This is a genomic window from Streptomyces sp. NPDC002324 (assembly GCF_053593335.1).
In genome coordinates this window covers 150,356-170,354 of record NZ_JBSFCF010000001.1, presented here as the reverse complement: position 1 = coordinate 170,354, position 19,999 = coordinate 150,356, and the positions used below count along the sequence as shown (strand labels likewise).

The window sequence follows — 19,999 nt, the reverse complement described above, 5'->3', positions numbered from 1 at the left end:
CTCTCACGAGGTCCGGGCGCCGCGTCCGTACGACCGTGTGACGGTGGCTCAGCGCACGTCGACGTGGTCCCCCTTGGCCTTGGCCGCCGAGGTGGTGCTGTTGCCGGCGAAGGTCCAGCGCCAGTAGCCGTCGGCGGTGGCGCTGACCGTGGTCTTCAGCGCGCCGCCGCTTCCGCTGGTCACCGTCTTCACGGTGCGGTAGGCGGCGGTGCCCTCCTTGCGGAACTGCAGCTTCACCGCGCGGCCCGAGTAGCCCGCGTTCTTGTGGGTGCTCCAGTCGGCGCGGGCCAGCTTGCCGGTCACGGTGAGCCTGGCGTCCTTCGTCACCGGCTCCGGGGCGGCGTTGACGGTCAGCTTGGCGAGCCGTCGCACGGTGAAGGTGTCGGCCGTGTCCGTGGAGATCCAGTCGCCGTCCTTGGCGTCCACCGAGGCGATGACGTACCAGGGGTCGTCGGCCGGGCCGTTGCCGTAGAAACTCCTCGTGTCGATCGTCCAGGACCCGGTGCACGTCGAGGTCGTGGCGCTCTTCGCGGTACAGGTGAGCCCCCGGTCCGACGCGTTGTACAGGTAACTCGGCAGCCTCACATGCAGGTCCATCGCATCGATACCCGAGTTGTCCTGCGCCGTGACGCTCACCTTGAAGGTCGTGGGCGCCTTGGGCCCCAGAGCGAGTGGGGCCCCGCCGTTCACGACGACATCGGTGATCGTCGTGTCACCGGTGGCATGAGCGGCCGGGACGGCGAACGCCGAGAGAGCGAGGGCACCGGTCAACACGGCGGCCAGGGAACGCAAACGCACGCGACTACCTCCACATGGATCACTGCTCACCACTGGTCCGGCGAACCGGGCCCATCCTCCCGCCCGCCCTCCGCGCACGTGATCGGTGAGATTACGGAATCGGCTACGTAGCCGCGCCGCGAAAGCGGGCCAGGAGCGCCCGGGCCTGCTCGGCGTCCGCGTCGAAGAACTGCGTGGCCAGGCCGGGCGGCACGGCGGACCCCCGCATCCGGACCTCGTCGCAGGTGAAGCAGAACGCCGCCTCGAACAACGGCAGGTCGAGGGCATCGTCGTACGCCCGGACACCCCACCCCGGCGAGAACCCGCAGCGGTGTCGCGCGCTGCCGGGCAGGCTCTCGACCAGGGCGAGGGCTTCGGTGGCCTCCTCCCCGGCCCAGTGGGCGACCACCTCACCGGGGTACGGGGCGTCCCGCGTGCCGGGAAACCCGGAGATCCTGACGACTTCGATCAGCGCGGTGGCCGTGACGGCCGGTGCGGGGAGCTGCATGGCCGCAGTCTGCCCGCACCACGACCCGGCTGCGGCTACGCGGCCACGAGCTGTCCCGTGGACGTGACGGTGAAACGCCTGTCTCCGTACGGCGAAGTCCGACGTGCCGCCGTCGTCCGCCGAGGCCAGGGCGTCGCCGCTTCGTCTCGTCACTGCGGATGGGTCCTGTACGAGAGATCCGGGCACGGCGCTGTGAAAAGCGTGACACGTCTCTGAAGCCCCGCATCCGCACCGCCGCGCATGCGGTCCTCACCCCGTGACCGACCCGGCGCCATCGCCCGAGCCCCGTCGCAACCGCTGCCCCCGACTCTCGGCCACACGCAGCGCGTCCGCGAGCGCCTCACTCAACCGCGCGGCCAGAAAACGAAATTCACCACCGGGCGGATCGCCCGCCAACATCTCCCCCGCATGAGCGAGCAGCTCCCGCCCCATCCCGAGCTGAACTCTCTCGGCGACATCAGCCAGCCGGGACACGGCCCCGCCCTCCTTGTCGGTGACCAGATAGCAGGCCTTGCCTCCCTCCCCGCCCCACGGCAACAACCGCACCTCACCGGCCGCTTCGCCCCCCATCAGGCGACCTCCACCCCATGGATCCAGCACGCCCCGGGCATGTCCAACCCGATCGCCGCCATCGCCAACTCCCGCCGCCGGAGCCGTTGCTCGTGGGCGGCGAGGTAGGGGCGTACGGCGACGGTGGCGGCACCATCGAACCGCTCGTCGAGGCCGTACGGGGAGCGGTGTGCCGGGAGGGGGGTCGAGTGCGCCTCGGTCCACTGGGCGAGGGGCGACCCGACGGCAAGCCGGTCTCCGGCCCGCCGCCTGCCGGTGCCGGAAATGAACAGAAGCCGCAGCCGCCGGGCGGCACGGCGGATAAGGTCGAGCATGTCGATGCTCCTAGCGCAGCGTTGACCATGCCCCGGGAGGTCTTGCCACCTCGCCGGGGTTCTTTGTTAGCAAGGCTATGCCTGTATATAGCTATTAGCTAGTGTAAGCCCCTATGTTCGAATGTCTTTCGATGCCTACAGTCAGGCCTGTGATGGAGTTCGACCCGACCAGGCCCAAGTGGGTACAGATCGCCGAGATCCTCAGAGGGAGGATCGCGACCGGTGAGTACCCGCCCCGAACGATGATTTCCGAGGTCCGACTGGAACAAGAGTTCGGAGTCGCACGTGTCACGGTCCGCAAAGTGACCGCGGCCCTGCGCGCGGAAGGCCTGATCACCACGACCCCGGGCATGGGCTCTTTCGTCGCTGAGCACCCTTCTGCCCCGGATGAGGCCGGTTGAGGGCTGGCCCGGCGCACGGATGTCAGATGAGCGCCGCGCGGACCTCGTAGAGGGTGGGCCGGTCGTCGGGGGCGTGGCTGAGCATGGCGTCGATCAGTTCGCCCAGCTCACCAGGGGCCTTTACGGGGCGGCGCCGACCGTTCGCCACGGCGTGTCTCTGCACGGGGCGAGGAGCGTTGTTCGCGTATTCGACCGCTCGCCAGCCGGTGGCGGAGATGAGCAGGGACGCGCCAAGGGCGTAGATGTCGGCTTCCGGGGTTGGCTCGGCTTCTCCGGTGGCGAGCACGCTGCGGGCGATCTCGGGTGCTTCGTAGTGGACCAGGCAGCCGCGGAACGGGAAGTCGTATCCCTCGGGCACGCTTCCGCCACGGGCGAGGGCGAGGTCGATCAGGTGCGTCCGCTCGGGCCCGATGATGAAGTGGGCGGGTTGCACATCACCGTGCGCCCAGCCCTTCGCGTGCAGTTCGGCCAGCGCTTCGACGCATCCGAGGGCAACATCGGTGTGGGGCGCGATGGGCGAGTCCGGTCGACGGCAGGGTTCCCACCGCTGGTACAGGTCCGGGCCTTTGTGCCACGGCTGGAAGTTCCAGGTTCCGCGCTCCCATTCGCCGTAGGCGATCTCGTCGAGGCCGAGACGATGGAGTACGGCACCCTCGCGCGCCGGCGCGAGCGCGGTCCAGGGCTGGGCGGCCCAGTCGGCCGTGGCCTCGATCGGGTGGCCGAGCTTCACGGCGTAGTGGCCCCGTGGGCTCTCCACCTCCCAGACCGTGGAGCCCCGGCGGTTGATGACCAGGTGGTGTGCCGTGGGCATGAGCGCGTCGAGCACCACGATCGGCAGTTCAGGGGTTGGGCCGGACAACGTCTCTTCTCCTTCCGGGCGCACGCGACCGGCCACGAGTTGTGGCCGGTCGCGTCGCTGTGGGGTGGGTCAGTCCTGACCGTAGGGTCGGCCGCAGTCCGCGTCGCATTGCGCGAGGTTCGTGCCGTCCACGGTCCACAGGTCATCGAAGACCATGAACCCGGCCGCCTTCATGGCGTGAGCCGAGGCAGCGACCCGCTCAGGGTCACGCGTTCCACCGCCCGGCTTCGGGTTGTGGTGCAGGAACCGGCCCGCGTACCGCTCGCACAGCTGGGCGTACTCCTTCGTGTGCAGGACGAGCGCGTGGAGGCCGAGGTCCACGTCATCCGACGGGACCATGGGGACCGTCGCGGTGGCCGCCGTGACCACGAACGCGAGCGCCTGGTCCGCGATCCGCTCGGCACGCTCGGGCGACTGGCCGTTGTGGGTGATCACGAAGTGGGCGAGGCTCTGGAACAGTTCCTCACCCGCCACCGCGCGGCCGGTCCTCTGGTCGTTCGCTGTTGCCGTCATCTGCAATCTCCTGGTGTGAGGTGGTGCAGGGCACTTACTTGCCGCCCTGATCGCCGAGCACGGCTCGAAGACGATCGCGAGCGGGCTTGGAGGCCGGCCCCGAACGGGGACGGGGGAGCTGTAACAGCACCCGCCCGGGGCGGCCGGTCTACTGGCCGAGGCCGAGGACCACACCGATCACCAAGCCGCACGACCGCCGATGCGGATGATGAACAGAACCCCGGCGTACCGACCGACGGCGCGCATCACAGCCCGACCCGGCTGTTGCCGTTCCTGGCAGCCAGCCGAACGCTCAGCTCTTCCCGCGCGCTGAGTGACTCCACGTCGTTCCGCATGACGTCCCACTCCCTGCCGCCACGGACCGGCCGCATCTGCACACGGCCGCCGACCTCACCCATGACGACGCCGATACGTCCGGTGGCACGGTCCTTCGCCAGCTGGCCGATGCCTGGTCTGGTCTGCTGATTGCTCGCCATGGAGACGAGCATCGCGATCAGGGGACCCCTGCCAAAAGGCCAGGCTGATTACCCAACTTGGGTAATATCGCGGCTAGTAGAGAATCCACGACGTTGCGTAGCCCTCACAGTGTGGGAGCTGGCCCGATGCCCGACGCCGACCGGCCTCAGGAATTATCTGCCCGGCTGCTGACCGACCCCGAGATGATCCAGGCGTGCCGGGTGCGGGACTTCGCCCGAGTCTTCCGGCTGGTGAAGACCCGAGCGGGCATCTACCCGTCGATGATCGCGAGGCGATGTGACCTGACTCCGAGTCGAGTCGGCGAAGTGATCGCAGGGCGCCGCCAGTTGCTCCACATGGACGTGATCGAGCGCATCTCGGACGGCTTGCGCATCCCAGGAGGCATGCTCGGGCTTGCCCGCCGTGCCTGGGAGACGCCGCAGGCTCTCACGGTGACCGAGCGCGAGGCGCCGCAAGTGGCAGAGCCCGAGGATCGCTCACCCGCGTCCCTGCCGGGCCCGGACGTCGACAGCATCTTGGCGTTGGCCACGCGGACCAATCTCAGCGCGGCCACCCTAGAAGCGTTCCGCTCCTCCATCGAGGACTACTGGCGACGGGACGACCAGCACGGCGGCGAGGCACTGCGGCCGGCCGTCGTAGGCCAGCTCCGCTACGTGGTCGGACTGCTGAAGGAGAGCCGCCCGCCGTCCATCCAGCACGGCCTGTACGGGATCGCGGCCGAGCTGGCCCGCCTCACCGGCTGGACCTACTTCGACGCCCGCCAGTACAACCAGGCCCGCGCCTACTTCACCGAGGCTCTGCAACTGGCCAAGGAGATCGACGACCGCCAGTTCATGGCCAACGTCCTGGCCTGCATGAGCTTGCAGGCGACCTACCAGGACAAGCCCGCGGACTCCTTGGCACTCGTGACCGCCGCCCAGGATCAGGCCCGCTCAGCCTTCGGTACGACGCCGCGAGTCCTGTCGATGCTCTCCATGCGGGAGGCATTCGCCCATGCCACGCTCGGCAGCCATACGGCGACGCACCAGGCCATCGGGGAAGCGCACCGCCAGTTCGAGCAGATCCAGGCGAGCGACCCGGACCCGTCATGGGTGACCTACTTCGACGAACTGAAGCTCATAGTGGACACGGGCATCGCACACGGCCGCCTTGGCGAGGCGGCGACGGCTGAGCCATTGATCGCGGATGCGTTGCGCCGGGAGGCCCTTACCAATCAGCGAGGCCGGGCGTTCCACGCCTTTTGGCTGGCTCGTACGCAGCTGGACCAAGGAAAGGTCGACCAGGCGTGCAGCACCGCCACGCAGGCTCTGGAGTCCGCATCGGCGGTGGCATCCGAGCGGGTATCGGGCCATCTCAGGGAGTTCTACGACCAGTTGGCCCCACACAGGCAGGAGCCCGTAGCCCTGGCCTTCGAGGCACGGCTACGGGCAGTCCTCCCGCCGGTCAGCGGATCGCTTCATCCATGAGCACGTAGAGCAGACCAACAAGGGTTCCACTGCTGACGATCTCGCGACGGTCGATCATCCCGCGCACCTCGCTGAGAGGAATCCACTCGATGCGGTCCGACTCGTTCTTCTCGGTGGGCGGTCCCACGTGGGTCGCACCATCCGCGCGGAAGACGTGGTGCTGAGAGTCGGTGATGCCGTTGGCCGGCTCGGCGTAGATCAGGGGCTTGATGGGGCCAGGCCGCCAACCGGTCTCTTCCAGGACTTCGCGAGCCGCAGCTTCTTCGGGCGACTCGCCCTCCTCGACCAGGCCCATGGGGAGCTCCCACGCCCAGGAGTCCGTGATGAAGCGGTGCCGCCACATCATCAGCACCTCTTGCCGGTCGTTGACGACGGCGGCCACGGCCAGGTGACGGAGGCGAACGACGTGGTACTCCCACCTGCGCCCATCAGGCTGTTGGACGTCGACCAGACACAGGTTCACCCACTTGTTCGTGTAGATCTGCCGCTCACCGTGGGTCTTCCACTCCATGCCTTCGGCCCCTCTCGATTGGTCTCCAGGATCCCAGACCGCTCCCTGAGGGGGCGCCAGTTCGACGCTTTTCGCGTCACATTGACGAGATGCCCTGTGTCCAAGTAGAGCGGGTGAATGGCTAGAAGAAGTGTCCCTCGCAGCCGCAGCTTGAGAAGCTGCGAGCATTCGAGGCTGAATCGGGGCGCTGACCTGGGCTCTAGTAGGTGCCGTCGGCTTTCACCGTGATCCCTGCTGTTCCCCGCTCTGGTGCGGTAGTGGTGCGGAGCTGCGGTGTTCGGGAGGTGATCAGCTGACCACGTCCCTTCCCGGGCCTCCTCACTCACCAGGACACGGTGCCGCTCTCGATGCCCGGAAGCGGTCGCTGACCACGGAGGCTGGGATCCCCTCGCCCGCTGTGCCGGGCCGACTACACGCGCGTATGCCTCGCTGCACCCCCACCAGCCTCAGCCACGCTGCCGATAGCGTCTACCAGAGTTAGTTAGTAAGGCGGGAATGAGGGAGATTGGGGGATTTTGAGGATAGTTCAATTGACTCAAGACGCGCTTCTTCCGCTGCTGTGAGCCAGGCAAGCATTTGGCGTAGGAGTAGACGACGGGGCGAATAAGTACCCGGATCGTCAATAAGTTCCCGAATCCACGCGGAGGCCTCTCTGGCGAACCCCGCGTCTTGAATATCCATTAATAGCCCGACTTCGCCTCTCTGAGGAGGATACGGGAGTGAAATCACGTGTCGCCACACTTCCAGCGCGTAACGCGTCTCACCTAGCGCAGCTAGACCCCGAGCGACGTCACATTTGTGCACCCAGGAAATACGTGGATGCGTAATTGCTGTCTTCGCGATGTACGCAAAAGACTCTCTTCCTTCTGTCTCTCCGAGCGCTTCCAATGCGATGATAACATCACCGCTGTTCGCGGACCCGAGATCGATCAGGTTTCGAGCGAAATGGCTAGCTGTGGCATTCATTAGGGGTATGTCCAAGTCCACCTCTTGTTCAGTGAACGACTCCAGTACGCCACTTAGCCAGGCGCTGTTCATGCCTAGCCCTGATGACTCATCCCAAATTCTCTGCAGCAGGCTGGCTACACCGTCACCAGCAACTCCCGTGAGTACTTCGCATGACTGCTTGTAGCGAGCCCGAGAGAGATTGGGGGTGCGCAACGCTAGCTCGGCGAGTTCCCTAGCTTCGTTTCGCGCTCCCACACTATGCAGCGATTCTGCCGCTTCCGCCCTTGAGTATGCTTCAAGCTGGTGACCTCGACCAATTCTCGCCATTATCTTATCGACTGCTGCCCCACCGTCGGCTGCCAACCAAGCCGACACTACTTTACCCCCGTGCAAGATCCTCGAAGGGTGTTCGCCAAGTACATCTTGAGCCCAAGTCTCAATCTCCCCTTCTTCCAAGAATTGGGCTATCGACTGCAGAAGTTCTGCTGGCGTGTCTAGATCGTGACCCAAATCTGCGCTGCTTTTCGCGAATACGGCCCTAACTTCGGATCGTCCTTCTGCACCCTGTACCTTTATCCAGGTGAGAGCAGCTGATGTGAGTGCCACGGTATCAGGCGTACTCGATTTAAGTACCTCACCGGCGATTCGCGCTGCTGCTTCCGACTCGCCAAGTTTCTCCAATACCTTGGCAGCAACTGCTCTCCCTCGTTGATCAACAATGGGCCGATTGGAAATTAGCTGGCTAACAGTCGAGGCGTCAGTTGGAACAGCCTTTACCCATGATTCTGTGGCCCGCTCCAGTTCTGCTGGATTGGCTATCGGATCTTTCACTACCCTGCAGGCTATTTCTGCTACCTCTTGTGTCTGCCCAAGACATTCGAGAGCTGATGCTGCATAGGACAGGAGGAACACGTTCGAGTCCGGACCGTCTGCGATACTCCAGGCCCGCCTGCGAACTGCTTCTCGCGCCCCTTCGCTAATAGAACAAGCAACTTCGGCGGCTCGCTGAATTCCCCCGTATATCCAATCCAGTATCGAGCTGAGCAGGTCCTCGGCTTCCTGTGTGTCACCAGCTCGACTGAACGCCTCTACTGCGTAAAGTCGCCGCATGGGGTCAAGGAGTTTCGAGGAAGCAATTTCCTTAACTCTATTCAAGGCGCCTGACTGTTCGCCTAGCCCTCCCAACAATTTGAAAGACTTTTCGCTGTAATCGTGTTCGGCGTTTCTGGCTATAGCTTCGAGGTGATCGAGTATCAGAACTCGATTTCTTCCATGGAGTGAGGCTCCTTCGGCCCAAAGCAGCCCGGCCAGCAAAAAGCGATCGTAGCCGCCCCGAGTTTCAGTCAGTAGTTGGTCTACGATACGATCCGCTGTACACTCCGCGCGCTCAGACCACAGACAGAAGACGAACATCACGTAAGCCTGTTCGTCGTCTTTAAATGCTCGCCGGATCCATTCCTCTGCTTCCGGGAAAGCAGGTGAAATCTCTACCGCGCGGGACTGTGCAGCCATAAATTCAGCGAAAGAGTGGTGCAGAAACCTGTAGTCTTCCTCCTCAGGTACCAGCAGCCCGGTTCCTTGTATGAACTCCTGAACTTCAGTCTGCCAACCTGGCAGGAGAACGTTCTTCTCGGCATGCTCTAGCACCCAATTCAAAGCCGTCTCTGATAGGGAATTCTCACCTTCGAGGCGACACTTTCCGAGCACGCCCAGTATTTCCCACTTATGCTGGTCAAGCCACAGGTGGAACGAGCGTCTCTCGGGATCGTCTCTATATAGGCGATTTAATTCGGTGCGGGCTGCCAAAACGCTCTCGCCGCGTGTCAGCAAGTGCTCGCAAAAACTCTGGTAAAGACTCAGGCGGCTAGTAGGGAGTGGCCGGGATCGGTCGATGGTGGCATTGACTGCGGCGATGGTCGCAAGGAGAGGGTTTCGCACGAGTTCATGCAGGCGACCGTCTTCGGTTTCTTTCAAGAAGCGGTCAGTTGCCGCCCGAGCTTGCTCCGTATTACTCTCGTACTGCGCTGCGAACCATTTGCTAGCAAAATCCCGCAATTCGGCCGCAGCAAAGGGTTCCATGCTATACGTGCCGATGTGCGAACCCCGCAGTGGGGAAAGTTCGGCTTCTGGCAGTGGGCGACTTGTCACTACGAACCGGTAGTTGCTGCCGGCTTGCGTGTGTTGAGCAATTGTGCGGATGACCCCCATGCGCGCGTCGCGGTCGGCTATCTCGTCAAGCCCGTCCACCATAAGCAGCCACCTCGCTCCATGGACCCGCCCGGCGAATAGGTTTGGATCAGGGTCAGCGATTAGGCTACGGCCGAGACTGCGGCGCGCCGCCTGACACAGCACGCTGCTCCACGAGCCGGTCTGATCTACAAGGGTGCGTGCCCGGATGCGGATGGGGATTACAGGCTCAACAAGCGGAGCGTTGAGGCTGCTCTCCTGCCGTAGCCATATCCTTGAGAGGGTCCATGCAATGTGGCTGGAGAGTGTCGACTTACCCGCACCTGGTTCTGCCGTAATCAGCACATGCTCGTGCCTAGCCAATGCCTCCGGCGCAGATAGTAGCGACTCGAAGACTTGTACATCATCGCCACGAATGGCTTCTGTCATCCGTTGTGTGGTGTCGCCGTGTGTCCGGATGCCCCCGCGGAGTGCACTTTCTTGGGTTCGGGCTGCGAATCGTATTCGTTGCCGTACATACACAGCAGAGAGCGGCGGCTCCTCCACTCCGAGCTTGTCATACGGCAGTCGTTCTACAGCACGGCTCTGCGCCTCCATCAGGTTGCGTAAGGCCAGTTCCGGAAGCGGCAGCTGAGCCCACGTAGTGAGGCGGGGCGTCTCGGAGCTCTGTCGAGCTGCAGCAGAGCGATCCATGGCCTCCTTGGCCTTGATCCACAAGGCTTCGACCTCGGCAGGATCGCGCCTCAGTCCAACAGCGAGTGCCCTCACGACCTCCAACTTCAGGAAGCGGGAGGCGCTGTGGATGCCGTAGACAACGTTCTTGTGCGCGATCTCAGCGCGCACGACTGCGTTCGGACTTTCGTAGCCCGCGTCAGCCATCGCCTGCCGGAACCAGGCTGCTAGCTCTTCGAGTTCCAGGTAGCGGTTTGCTCCGCCGTCCTTCGGCGGGCGCCCTCCGGCCACGGCTTCCCCCTAGTGCCTCAGCGATCTCGTTTCCCGAAGTTTCCCCACCCTAGAGGGAAACTCACGCTCCCTCAGAGAGTCGGGTCTAGCGCCGACAGGCACCAACTCGTACTGGGGAGATCCTCATGGGACCGCTGAACGCTCCGAGCCCGGCTCTGGTCTTGGCGCTCGCCACACTTACCGCCTTGGCCTCGCTGCTGCGAGCCTGGATTCGTCACCGCACGGCCGTACGTATGGAGGAGGAGCACACCCGGCGGGTGCAGTTGGCTGTGGAGGGTTCTGCCAAGGGGCAGAGGGCAGCTGTGGTAGGGGCTTGTGCGGAGCTGGAGGCCGCATCCCGGGCAGGGTCCCGACCTGCAGGGGGGGCGCGTGCGATTAGAAGCCCGTGATGATGCAACCGCCCCAGCCACGACGCAATCTCTTTCCTGGTATCAGGCGGCTGACTGCTGTGCGCTCGGACCGGGAGACACAGCCAACGTCTTACGGCGCCATTAGGAGTGAGCCGCCTTGAACCCAGCAGAGGGAGTCGTAACTCGCAGGGGTCGCCCTCGGTCGCCCGCCGAGGACCGATGTAGTCGCGGCCGTCGGACTGGTGGAATGGGCTGCGAAGGGTGTACCAGTCAGAGGCGGTGTCAATGCCCAGGTTGACGGCAGCTCTAACGGCAACGACGGCACACAGCCGCGCATGATCGCTCACCTGAGCGAGCGAGATCCGGTGCCGTCAGCCTCTCACCTGCGGTCTTGCCCGATCCTACGGATCAAAAGGTCGGCCGGTTCGAGCAATGCTGCGGTTCACGGGGCGTGCCGGAAGTGCACAGGGCCAGACCCTGCGGAGCTGGTCATGCAGTGCAAGGTAGTGGGGGCGCAGGGTGGCTGAGTCAGGGTCCGGTTGTGGCCAGGGACATGACTGCCCAGGTCGGCCCTCGGGATTGAGTAACCTCCCGTCGCCGCACGTACCCCTACCCGAGTGCACTCGGTACGGGACGCGAACGGAGATCAGGGCATGGTGAGGAAGCTGTCGCGTGGGGTCGCGTTGGCTGCGAGCCTGGCTGTCCTGCCCCTGGTGGCGGCGTGCAGCGGGGACGAGGCGAAGGGGGACGCCAGTCCTGTCGCCGCCGTCGCGCCGGCCAAGGTCGAGGTGATCGCCGAGCTGACGGGGTGCGAGGTGAAGATCCGGACCGAGGCGGAGGAACTGCGCGAGGGCGTGTGCCAGACCGCGGCGGGGGACTACCTCATCACCACCTTCCCCAAGGAGAAGCTTAAGGAGGTCTGGCTGGAGTCGGCCTCCATGTACGGCGGTAAGTACCTGGTCGGTCCGCAGTGGGCCATCTCCGCCAAGCCTCCCGTGCTCAAGAAGCTCAAGGCCAAGGTGGGCGGCACCATCCGGGACCTGCGTCAGCCGAGCGCCTCGTAGCCGCTGAGCGTGTACGCCTCCTCGTCGTCGATCGCGTCCTCCTCCCAGTCGATGGAGATGGCGGTCGGACGGCCGTTCGGAGCGTAGTCGACGTCCACCGCGTCGGCGCCGTCCCGCCGCGCCGCCTCCACCTGCTTCAACAGCTCGGCGATCGTGGGTACTTCGGACAGGTTCCGGTCCACCGCCCGACGGGCGCTGTCGTCGAGTCCGGTGGCCTTCTCGACCTTTCCGTCCCGGACCGTCACCTCGAACGTGCCGATCAGCGACCGTTCACCCTCGCTCGACGTGAGGGTGTACCGGTACGCGGACGGCTCCTGCCAGGAGGGTGCCGGTGTCGCCACCTCCGTCGGCTCCTCCCCGCACGCGGAGAGCAGCGACAGCAGCGCGCCGGCCGTCGCGGCGGCGGTCAGGGCGCGGTGGCGCACTCGTACGGTGGCGGGTGTCGGCATGGTGGTGGCCTCCTGGTGGGACGACGGGCACCACTGGGACGCGGGACGGGCCGACAACGTTCGGCGGGGACGCCATCGGCACGACTTCCGGGAGCGACCCGGGGCGGAGGGCTCTGTTCCGGGGGATGAGGGGGCAGCATGGCCCCATGACGAAGCCGTTCGAACCTTCGGCCCCTTCCGCCTCCTCGTCCACCTCGTGCTCGTCCACCTCGCTGCTGTCGCTGTGGTCCCAGGACTCCGTGCTGTCGATCGGGTCGGTCGGATCGGTGCTCTCCGTGGGATCCGTCGGCTCGGCGCTGTCCATCGGCTCGATCGGGAGCGCCTTGTCGGTCGGCTCGATCGGCTCGTCCCTGTCGCTGATCTCGACCGGGTCGTGGCTGAGTACGGGGTCGCTGTTCTCCGCGCAGTCACGGTGGTCGGTGCTGTCGTGGCGTTCCCACGGGGGTTTCATGGCCGTCGGAGCGGTGGGGGCGGCAGCCGGAGGTGCCCTGCTGTTGGCCAGGCTGCTGCACAGGGCTGAAACCGTGACCCCATGACAACGCTTTACGGAACTCCACTCACGTCCGGCGCCAGGCGCCGAGCAGTTCCTCGGGGCCGTACGCGGCCTGGAGTCCGGAGCAGCTGATCCCGTTGCGGGAGACCGCCACGAGGGGTACGGGCCGGTCGGTGAGCGACGCCCGGTGCTTCTGCAGGGCGGCCAGGTCGTGGTTGTCGAACGCGGAGTTCTCCAGCCATTTGACCGAGCCGAGGAAGAGCAGCTGCTTGGCCACCGGCTGCCGGTCGGCGCCCACCAGGTCGATCTCGACGTCGTTGCTGCGGGTCCAGTACCCGCCGATCGCCGGGGCGGCGGGCAGGTGCCCGTCCGGCAGGAGGCGGGCGAGGGATTCCCGGACCAGGGGCTCGATCGCGCGGCCTCGCCAGCTCGTCCAGCGCTCCTTGATCCGGGTCAGCGTGAGATCACCCCGCATCCGCTCGATCTCCGCCATGTGCGGATCCAGAAACGCGAGCCAGAACCGCAGGTAGGGATCGGCCACTCGGTAGCGGCGTTCCTTCGACGGCCGCAGCGAGAGGGGCAGCTCGGTCGCCACCACCCGCTTCTGCGTCAGGACGTCCGTGGCACGGGTGAGAGTGGTGTGCGAGATTCCGCCGGCGGCGCGCGCGATGTTGGTGAAGGTGCGCTCCCCGCTGCCGATGGCCCGGAGGACTTCCCTGCTCATGGCCTGCGGGGGGAACTCCGCGGCCAGTGAGCGCTCGGCGGAGACCAGCAGGGCCGAGATCGGGTTGTCCAGGGAGTCGCGCAGGAACTCCCACACGTCCGCGCCCGGCCTCCATTCCGCGCAGATCAGCGGCAGACCGCCCGTGATCAGTGCCGCGTCGAAGGTGGCCGCCGGGGGGAGGCCGAGCATCTCGCCGATGTCGGCCGGGTTCAGCGGGCCCACGACCATTTCCCGGCCCCGCTGGTGGAAGGGGCGGTCGTAGCTGTTCAGCGACTCCATCATCGACAGGTCGGATCCGACCAGGAGGAGCAGTACGGGTTTACGGCTGAGGAGGCGGTCCCAGGCCCGCTGGAGCATGCCCTCGAACGCGTCGATACGGTCCATGAGATACGGAACCTCGTCGATGACGACCACGCTCGGGCTGTCGTCGGGCAGGATCTCCGCGAGGAGTCTGAACGCCGCGTTCCACTGTGTCGGGGTCTCCTCCGCGAACACCTCGCTCTCCGGCAGAGTGGATCTCGCGACGGTGTCGAGCAGCTCCGTCAGCTCGTCCTCCGTCGAGCCGCCCGCCGCGGTGAAGAAGAGGTTCGGCGCCCCGGTACGCCGGAGGAACTCCTCGACGAGGCTGGACTTGCCGACCCGCCGTCTGCCCCGCATCAGGACGCATTGACCCGGTTTCGCCGACCCGACGGCCTCGCCGACCGCTCGGAAGACGCTGTGGAGCACGTTCAGCTCCTGGTCCCGCCCGATGAAGCGTTGCATGACGGAGACTCCCGCGAGAGATGGTATCGGGAGAGATGGTATCGCTGCCGATACCATTTCGGTGCGCCAGGCTGGGGACGTGGCGTGGCGTCGCCCGGATCGCGGGCGCCACCGTCAGTCCCGTGCAACGCAAGAGCCCCACTTCGCGTGAAGCGAAGTGGGGCTCTTGCACTGGAGCGCCGGGCAGGCCTTGCACCTGCATTTCCCCGCAGGAAGCGGGGCGTCTTTCCTTGGACCACCAACGCATCGAGTACTACCGGGTGTTTCTTTTTCCGGTGAGCGGCTCGTGATCAACTATAGCGGATCTCCGGGGGTGTTGCATCCCCGGAGATCGCGCGGTCAGAGCAAGTGCGCCTGGGGGGCGTACTCGACGACGAGGTACTTGGCGTTGTGGTCGCCGTAGGCCTTGCGGAGGATCGGTTCGGCCTTGCCGGGGTCGTCCACGCCGATCTGGACGCGGCCGGTGCCGTCGAGACCGACTTCGCGCAGGTCGAAGGTTCCGTCCCAGCGGGTCATGTCCTCGCTGACGCGGTCGAGGAGGGCGTTGAGGTCACGCTCGTTGATGTCGCGGTCGTGGAGGCGGACGGTCACGCCCCGCTCGGCCGCGTCGCAGACCGCCTTGTCGAGGGCGGCGGAGGGCATGCGGTAGAGGTCCATGGCGACTCCGTCCTCGTCGACGACGAGGCCCGTGAAGACGTCGGCGTGGGCACCCGCGACCAGCTCGTCCACGTACGTCAGGGTCCGGTCCAGCGGGGTGTCCGCCGGGGTCTCGGGCCTGATGTGACCGGCGAGGCTGCCCTCCGGGCGGGTGCCGTGACAGGTCGTCGAAGGGCTCGATACGGCTTCCACGGTCTGCGCGCCGGCCGTCGAGCCCTGGAGCCCGCCGAGAGCCAGGACGGCGATCGCCACGGCCGCGATCATGCCGGGCCTGGCGGGTGTGCGCTCGGCCATGTGTCCCTCCGGTTCTTCGCCCCATGTGCGGTCGCCCGGATGGGCGGGACCGCGATCGGTACTGAGACGCCGGAGCAGGGCGCGGCGTTCGGCCCGTGGCCCGGAGATTTCACGCCCCCGCCGTGCTCACCCCCTGCGTCGGGCAGCCGTGCGCGGGGTGCGCTGTCTGAGCCTCGGTTTCCTCCGGGGGACGTCGGCGGGGCTCAGGCGCCAGTATCCGTACGGGTTGTGGAAGAAGTCGTCGTCCTCGAAGCGTTCGCACTCCACACGGTTCATGATCCAGCGCGGGGCGTCCTGGGCGATGCGGAAGCCCTCGCCATTCTGGACGCCGTGCTCCGGCTGCTCCGTCAGCAGGTAGTACGACGCGATCTGCATGGTGGCCATCCAGTCGAGCATCAGCTTCGGCTCGGGCACCCCGGTGGTTCCGGGGGCCAGCTCCACGTCGGCCTCGCCCAGGAGGTGCATGCCGCAGCTGTAGTAGACCTCCCCGTCGTAGATCACCGGCGCGACCCAGGCCCGGACGAGGGCGAGGGCCAGGTCGTCCACGGTCTCGGCGGCCGCCGCCTCGCTCGCCAGGGCCAGCCACCGCTCGCGCCCGCAGGTCACCCCGCTGGACTCGTTCTTCACCGCGGTGGCCCCGTGGGCCAGCAGGGCCGCGGTGACGGCCAGCGTGCGGCGGGACACGTCGAGGCCGGTGGCCTGGGAGATCGGCGGCGACAGGACGTAGACGACCGAGTCGTGTGCGTCCACCGCGACCCAGTCGCTCTCGCCGAACCCGTCGTCGCCGGTGACCTGGCGGGAGTCGAGCGCGGCGTCGAAACACTCCCGCATCCGGGGGTCCGGCTCCTGCTGGAACTCGTCGAGTTCGAAGCCCCCGCCGCCGGCCTCCTCGACCACGCGGCCGATGACGTCGAGATCCAGGCCCACGCCGATCGCACACAGCACGTGCCTGGGCGTCACACCGTACGCCGGGACCATGAAGCGCGTGCCCTCGATGACGTGTCCTTGCCATGCTTTGCACATCCGCACAGCATCGCAGATGCCCGCACGACGTCAGGACCGCCGGCGCGCCAACACGCCTGCTAGACAGGCCCGTTCGCGCGTCTCCCCGCGCCCCGGGGAACAGGGGCGCGGGGAGGGAGTGGCCGGTCACACCGGGCGGGGCCGGTCGTGTCAGTAGCCGACCCGGAACGTCGCGTCCGCCTTCTCCGTCGCCGTCGAGATCGGGTCGATGCGGAGCACGTAGTTGCTGTGCCGTATGTAGCGGGTCGGGTTGTTGTACGAGCGGAAGGACGACCACGTCGAGTCCGCGAGGCCGGCGACGCGGGTGAACGTGGCGTCGGCGGCGAAGGTCGACGTGCCGTCGTTCACGTCGAGGCGCAGGTTGTAGCTGTAGTGGCGGAGGTAGCGGGTGGGGTGGCTGACCGACTGGAAAGAGACCCCGGAGGAGTCCGCCAGGCCCGGGACCAGCTTCCACTGGGAGTCCGTGAACGGGTCGAAGGGGTACTCGTCGATGCGGCCCACGTAGTTGCTGTGGCGGACGTAGCGCGACGGGAAGTTGTACGACTTGAGGCGGTTCCAGGCCGGCGCGCCCCACTTGGTCAGCAGGTTGCTGTACTCCGTCGAGGTGATCGGGTGGATGCCGCAGTGCTTGGAGTTGAGCGGCTGGGTGTAGAGCTTCTGGTCGAGGGCGGTCCAGGTGCCGGCGGCCAGGTCGCTGGACTGCCAGGCGTAGAAGACGCCGTTGGGGGTGTACGTGTCGCCCCACAGGTACCAGGAGTTGGACGTCAGGGACTTCACGACCGTGGGGGCCTCGGTGCCGCCGTGGGACGCGGCGGTGCTGAACGGGGTGAAGCTGCCGGGGTTCAGGGTCGTCGAGCGGGCGCCCACCAGGGTCTGGTTCACCTTGTAGTAGAGGTAGTTGACGCCGTTGACACCGACGGTGAGGTTGCCGTCGATGATGTCGTAGCCGGGGTCGAAGAAGACCTGGGGGCTGGACGTCGTGACGAAGTCGGTGGTGTAGCTGACCATGATGACGTTGTGGCCGCTGCTGTTCACCGAGGAGTAGAGGATGCCGTACCGGCCGCGTGAGGCGTCCCAGTAGGCCTCCGGGGCCCAGCTGTGGGTGCCGGTCATGTCGTGCAGCTTCACGCGCCGGTAGCCGGTGAAGGTCCGCAGGTCGGTCGAGTCCCAGACGTGGATGTAGGTGCTGTTGTAGTTCCAGTCGGTGCCCTTGAGGTCCGTCGCCAGGACGACGAACGTACCGTCCTGCTTGCGCATCAGGAACGGGTCGCGCAGCCCGCCGGCGCCCTGGGTGGGGGTGACCAGGGGGGCGTTCTGGTTGAGCGGGGTCCAGTTGAGTCCGTCCTGGCTGACGGCCAGGTGGAGGCCGTAGTCGGCCTCCAGCATGGTGGTGGACTCGGTGAAGTAGACCATCGCGTAGGCCGAGTCGGCGGCGTGGGCGGTGCCGGCGCCGAGGGTGAGCACACCGGTCGCGGCCAGCGGCACGGTCGCCGCCGTGCCGAGGAACATGCGGCGGGAGAGGCCGCGCCCGCTGGTCATGTCGCTCATGTACGGCTCCACTTCTGGTTGTTCTGGCCGTTGCAGGACCACAGGACGAGCTTTGTGCCGTTGGTGGTCGCCGCGTTGTAGGCATCCAGGCAGAGGCCGGAGTTGACGTTGACGATCGTGCCGTCGGTGTTCACGTTCCACTGCTGGTTGGTGGCGCCGTGGCAGTCCCAGATGACGACACGGGTGCCGTTGGAGGTGCCGCGGTCCCAGGCGTCCAGGCACTTGTTGCCGTACACGACGAGTTCCTTGCGGGAGGTGTACTGCCAGACCTGGTTCTGACCGCCGGAGCAGTCCCACAGCTGGGCGTCGGTGCCGTTGGTGATCGTGTTGTCGTTGATGTCGGCGCAGCGGCCGGAGCCCGTGCCGGTGATCAGGGTGCCGTTGGTGCCCGGCAGCGGCCGTACGACGATGCCTTCGAGGGTCGGGGCGCCGGAGAACGTGATCGTGTTGGCGCTGCCCTTGGTGAGCGACATGGCGACGGAGATGTTGCCGGGGGAGGAGCCGGTCGGCGGGAAGGAGACCTTCGTGGAGGTCTGGCCGTTGACGGTGAGGGTGCCGACGCGGGCCGAGGAGGTGTTGTTGGTGTAGGAGACGTCGACCGTCTTCAGGCCGGTGTTCCCGGCGACCACGCCGGAGAAGCTCGACGTGCCGGTGTACGCGCTCGACGCCTGCTCGGTGCCTCCCTTGACGGTGAGCATCACGGAGGCGCCCGCGGGGACGCTGGTGGTGTAACTCGTGCCGGGTGTACCGACGTCGGTACGGCTCCACAGGTCACGCACGGTCGCGGCGGCGTTCGTCAGGCCCAGGTCGGACCAGCGGACGGTCATGTTCTGCGTGGTGGAGGTGCGGTTGAGCAGGACGACCGCGCGGTTGCCGCTGCCGGAGAGGACCTTGCCGTACACCTGGAGGCCTGTGGTGTCCTCGGCGACCTTGACGCCCTGCTGGCCGCGGGGGTCCTGGTCGACGGCGATGACCTCGGGGTTCTTGAGGATGTTCGCCGTCTGGGTGGTCATGGTGGAGAGGTCGTTGCCCGCGAGCAGCGGGGCGCCGGAGACCGCCCACAGGTTCATGTGGGTGCGGTCCTGGGCGGCGGTGAGGCCCATGCCGATCATCAGCATGTCGGGGTCGTTGTAGTAGCCGGTGTGCTGGGCGGTGGGGTGCACGTTCCGGTCGTAGTTGGTCAGCATGCCCGCGTACGTCAGGCCCTGGCCGTGGTAGAAGATGTCCGTGTTCGTCCGCCACATGGGGCCCATGCCCGGCGCCCAGTTCCAGGGGTTGGAGTAGCCCCAGTTGCACAGGGAGAGGGCGAGCGGACGGCCGGTGGTGGCGGTCGCGGTGGCCACGGCGTCGCTGATCGCCTGGTAGGTCGTCTTCGGGTCGAGGCCCTCGGCGTCACCGCCGCACCAGTCGACCTTCACGAAGTCGAAGCCCCACTTCGAGAACTGCGTCATGTCCTGGACGTAGTGGCCCTCGCTGCCACTGCCGGGCGCGGCCGGGCGGCCGGTGGGGAAGTAGTACCCGCAGCCGTCCTTGCCGGCGTCGGTGTAGATGCCCGCCTTCAGGCCCTTGCTGTGGATGTAGTCGGCGATGGCCTTCATGCCGCCGGGCCACTCGGCCTCGTCGATGGTGATGTTGCCCGCGCTGTCGCGCGTGCCCTGCCACCAGCCCTCGTCGATGTTGATGTACTCGTAGCCGGCCTCGGGCAGCCCGGCCGCGACGAACGCGTCGACCTGCTGCTTGATGACGTTGTAGTCGACCTTCGCCGCGAAGGCGTTCCAGGAGGCCCAGCCCATCGGGGCCTTCGGCACCGGTATTTGACGATCCGTCACCGCTACGGGAGCGGCGTCGGTCAGCGTCTGGGGGCCGGGGGCCGCGGTCGGCGGCTGGGCGAAGAGCAGGGCGGCCGTGGCGGCGGTCGCCAGGGTGACGGCGCGGATCACCGTCGTCCTGCAAAGCCGGTGGAGACCACGGGAATTGGCACGTGGAGGGGAGGTCATGCGGCTCCTTCGATGGATACCCGGAGATCGATATCTCGAACGGGGATCGGCACGCCGAACATGCTGGCTGGCCGAAAGTAGAGCCGGGAGTGCAGGAAGTCAACGGTTGGGACAGAGGTGGTTTTTGAACCGGTCACAAAGCGG

The 19,999-nt window shown here is 66.3% G+C and carries 19 protein-coding genes; 4 read left to right on the top strand and 15 right to left on the bottom strand.

The features are described from left to right. Positions 1 to 48: 48 nt before the first annotated feature. From ACWCRJ_RS00735 to ACWCRJ_RS00720, 4 genes are all read right to left on the bottom strand, one after another. Positions 49 to 798, bottom strand: a complete 750-nt coding sequence (locus ACWCRJ_RS00735) for a calcium-binding protein (protein ID WP_450937218.1) — start codon at positions 796 to 798, stop codon at positions 49 to 51. 103 nt (positions 799 to 901) lie between these two features. Next, positions 902 to 1,285, bottom strand: coding sequence for a hypothetical protein (locus tag ACWCRJ_RS00730; RefSeq protein ID WP_450937217.1), 384 nt, complete (start codon positions 1,283 to 1,285; stop codon positions 902 to 904). A gap of 249 nt (positions 1,286 to 1,534) precedes the next feature. After that, positions 1,535 to 1,855 (bottom strand): hypothetical protein, encoded by a 321-nt coding sequence (locus ACWCRJ_RS00725; RefSeq protein ID WP_450937216.1) that lies wholly within the window; start codon positions 1,853 to 1,855, stop codon positions 1,535 to 1,537. Next, entirely contained in the window at positions 1,855 to 2,169 is a 315-nt protein-coding gene (locus tag ACWCRJ_RS00720; protein ID WP_450937215.1) for a hypothetical protein, read from the bottom strand. The genes ACWCRJ_RS00725 and ACWCRJ_RS00720 overlap by 1 nt, the downstream gene beginning before the upstream one ends. Before the next feature lie 149 nt (positions 2,170 to 2,318). Between ACWCRJ_RS00720 and ACWCRJ_RS00715 the strand changes: the two genes are divergently transcribed. Next, positions 2,319 to 2,570: a GntR family transcriptional regulator gene (locus ACWCRJ_RS00715; RefSeq protein ID WP_450937214.1), complete on the top strand. Its 252-nt coding sequence runs from the start codon at positions 2,319 to 2,321 to the stop codon at positions 2,568 to 2,570. Positions 2,571 to 2,592: 22 nt separating this feature from the next. Here ACWCRJ_RS00715 and ACWCRJ_RS00710 read toward each other — a convergent pair whose 3' ends face one another. The 3 genes from ACWCRJ_RS00710 to ACWCRJ_RS00700 form a co-directional block, all read right to left on the bottom strand. Next, entirely contained in the window at positions 2,593 to 3,429 is an 837-nt protein-coding gene (locus ACWCRJ_RS00710) for a protein kinase (RefSeq protein ID WP_450937213.1), read from the bottom strand. A 69-nt stretch (positions 3,430 to 3,498) separates the two neighbouring features. Continuing rightward, the gene (locus ACWCRJ_RS00705) at positions 3,499 to 3,942 is read right to left on the bottom strand and encodes a glycine-rich domain-containing protein (RefSeq protein ID WP_450937212.1); all 444 of its coding nucleotides are present in this window, start codon (positions 3,940 to 3,942) and stop codon (positions 3,499 to 3,501) included. 245 nt (positions 3,943 to 4,187) lie between these two features. After that, a complete protein-coding gene (locus ACWCRJ_RS00700; protein ID WP_450937211.1) occupies positions 4,188 to 4,418 on the bottom strand; it encodes a hypothetical protein in 231 nt (76 codons plus the stop codon). Positions 4,419 to 4,544: 126 nt separating this feature from the next. Between ACWCRJ_RS00700 and ACWCRJ_RS00695 the strand changes: the two genes are divergently transcribed. Continuing rightward, positions 4,545 to 5,885 carry a hypothetical protein gene (locus ACWCRJ_RS00695; RefSeq protein WP_450937210.1) on the top strand — a complete coding sequence of 447 codons (1,341 nt, stop codon included), beginning with the start codon at positions 4,545 to 4,547 and terminating at the stop codon, positions 5,883 to 5,885. Here ACWCRJ_RS00695 and ACWCRJ_RS00690 read toward each other — a convergent pair. Beyond that, positions 5,863 to 6,396, bottom strand: coding sequence for an NUDIX hydrolase (locus ACWCRJ_RS00690; protein ID WP_060887352.1), 534 nt, complete (start codon positions 6,394 to 6,396; stop codon positions 5,863 to 5,865). The two genes, ACWCRJ_RS00695 and ACWCRJ_RS00690, sit on opposite strands and share 23 nt — an antisense overlap. Before the next feature lie 477 nt (positions 6,397 to 6,873). Next, positions 6,874 to 9,960, bottom strand: a complete 3,087-nt coding sequence (locus ACWCRJ_RS00685; RefSeq protein ID WP_450937209.1) for an NACHT domain-containing protein — start codon at positions 9,958 to 9,960, stop codon at positions 6,874 to 6,876. 1,537 nt (positions 9,961 to 11,497) lie between these two features. Here ACWCRJ_RS00685 and ACWCRJ_RS00680 point away from each other — a divergent pair. Then, the gene (locus ACWCRJ_RS00680; protein ID WP_450937208.1) at positions 11,498 to 11,908 is read left to right on the top strand and encodes a hypothetical protein; all 411 of its coding nucleotides are present in this window, start codon (positions 11,498 to 11,500) and stop codon (positions 11,906 to 11,908) included. Here ACWCRJ_RS00680 and ACWCRJ_RS00675 read toward each other — a convergent pair. Next, a complete protein-coding gene (locus ACWCRJ_RS00675) occupies positions 11,890 to 12,357 on the bottom strand; it encodes a DUF6174 domain-containing protein (protein WP_450937207.1) in 468 nt (155 codons plus the stop codon). The genes ACWCRJ_RS00680 and ACWCRJ_RS00675 overlap by 19 nt on opposite strands. A 146-nt stretch (positions 12,358 to 12,503) precedes the next feature. Here ACWCRJ_RS00675 and ACWCRJ_RS00670 point away from each other — a divergent pair, with 146 nt between their 5' ends. Beyond that, entirely contained in the window at positions 12,504 to 12,893 is a 390-nt protein-coding gene (locus tag ACWCRJ_RS00670; RefSeq protein WP_450937206.1) for a hypothetical protein, read from the top strand. Between the two features lie 21 nt (positions 12,894 to 12,914). On the opposite strand, the gene ACWCRJ_RS00665 is transcribed toward ACWCRJ_RS00670, so the two are convergent. The 5 genes from ACWCRJ_RS00665 to ACWCRJ_RS00645 form a co-directional block, all read right to left on the bottom strand. Further along, a complete protein-coding gene (locus tag ACWCRJ_RS00665) occupies positions 12,915 to 14,336 on the bottom strand; it encodes an ATP-binding protein (RefSeq protein WP_450937205.1) in 1,422 nt (473 codons plus the stop codon). A gap of 339 nt (positions 14,337 to 14,675) precedes the next feature. Beyond that, entirely contained in the window at positions 14,676 to 15,287 is a 612-nt protein-coding gene (locus ACWCRJ_RS00660; RefSeq protein WP_450937204.1) for a hypothetical protein, read from the bottom strand. 126 nt (positions 15,288 to 15,413) lie between these two features. Continuing rightward, positions 15,414 to 16,310 carry a hypothetical protein gene (locus ACWCRJ_RS00655; protein ID WP_450937203.1) on the bottom strand — a complete coding sequence of 299 codons (897 nt, stop codon included), beginning with the start codon at positions 16,308 to 16,310 and terminating at the stop codon, positions 15,414 to 15,416. A gap of 150 nt (positions 16,311 to 16,460) precedes the next feature. Beyond that, positions 16,461 to 17,858, bottom strand: coding sequence for a glycoside hydrolase family 43 protein (locus ACWCRJ_RS00650; protein ID WP_450937202.1), 1,398 nt, complete (start codon positions 17,856 to 17,858; stop codon positions 16,461 to 16,463). Continuing rightward, positions 17,855 to 19,855 (bottom strand): RICIN domain-containing protein, encoded by a 2,001-nt coding sequence (locus ACWCRJ_RS00645; protein WP_450937201.1) that lies wholly within the window; start codon positions 19,853 to 19,855, stop codon positions 17,855 to 17,857. The genes ACWCRJ_RS00650 and ACWCRJ_RS00645 overlap by 4 nt, the downstream gene beginning before the upstream one ends. Positions 19,856 to 19,999 lie beyond the last annotated feature (144 nt).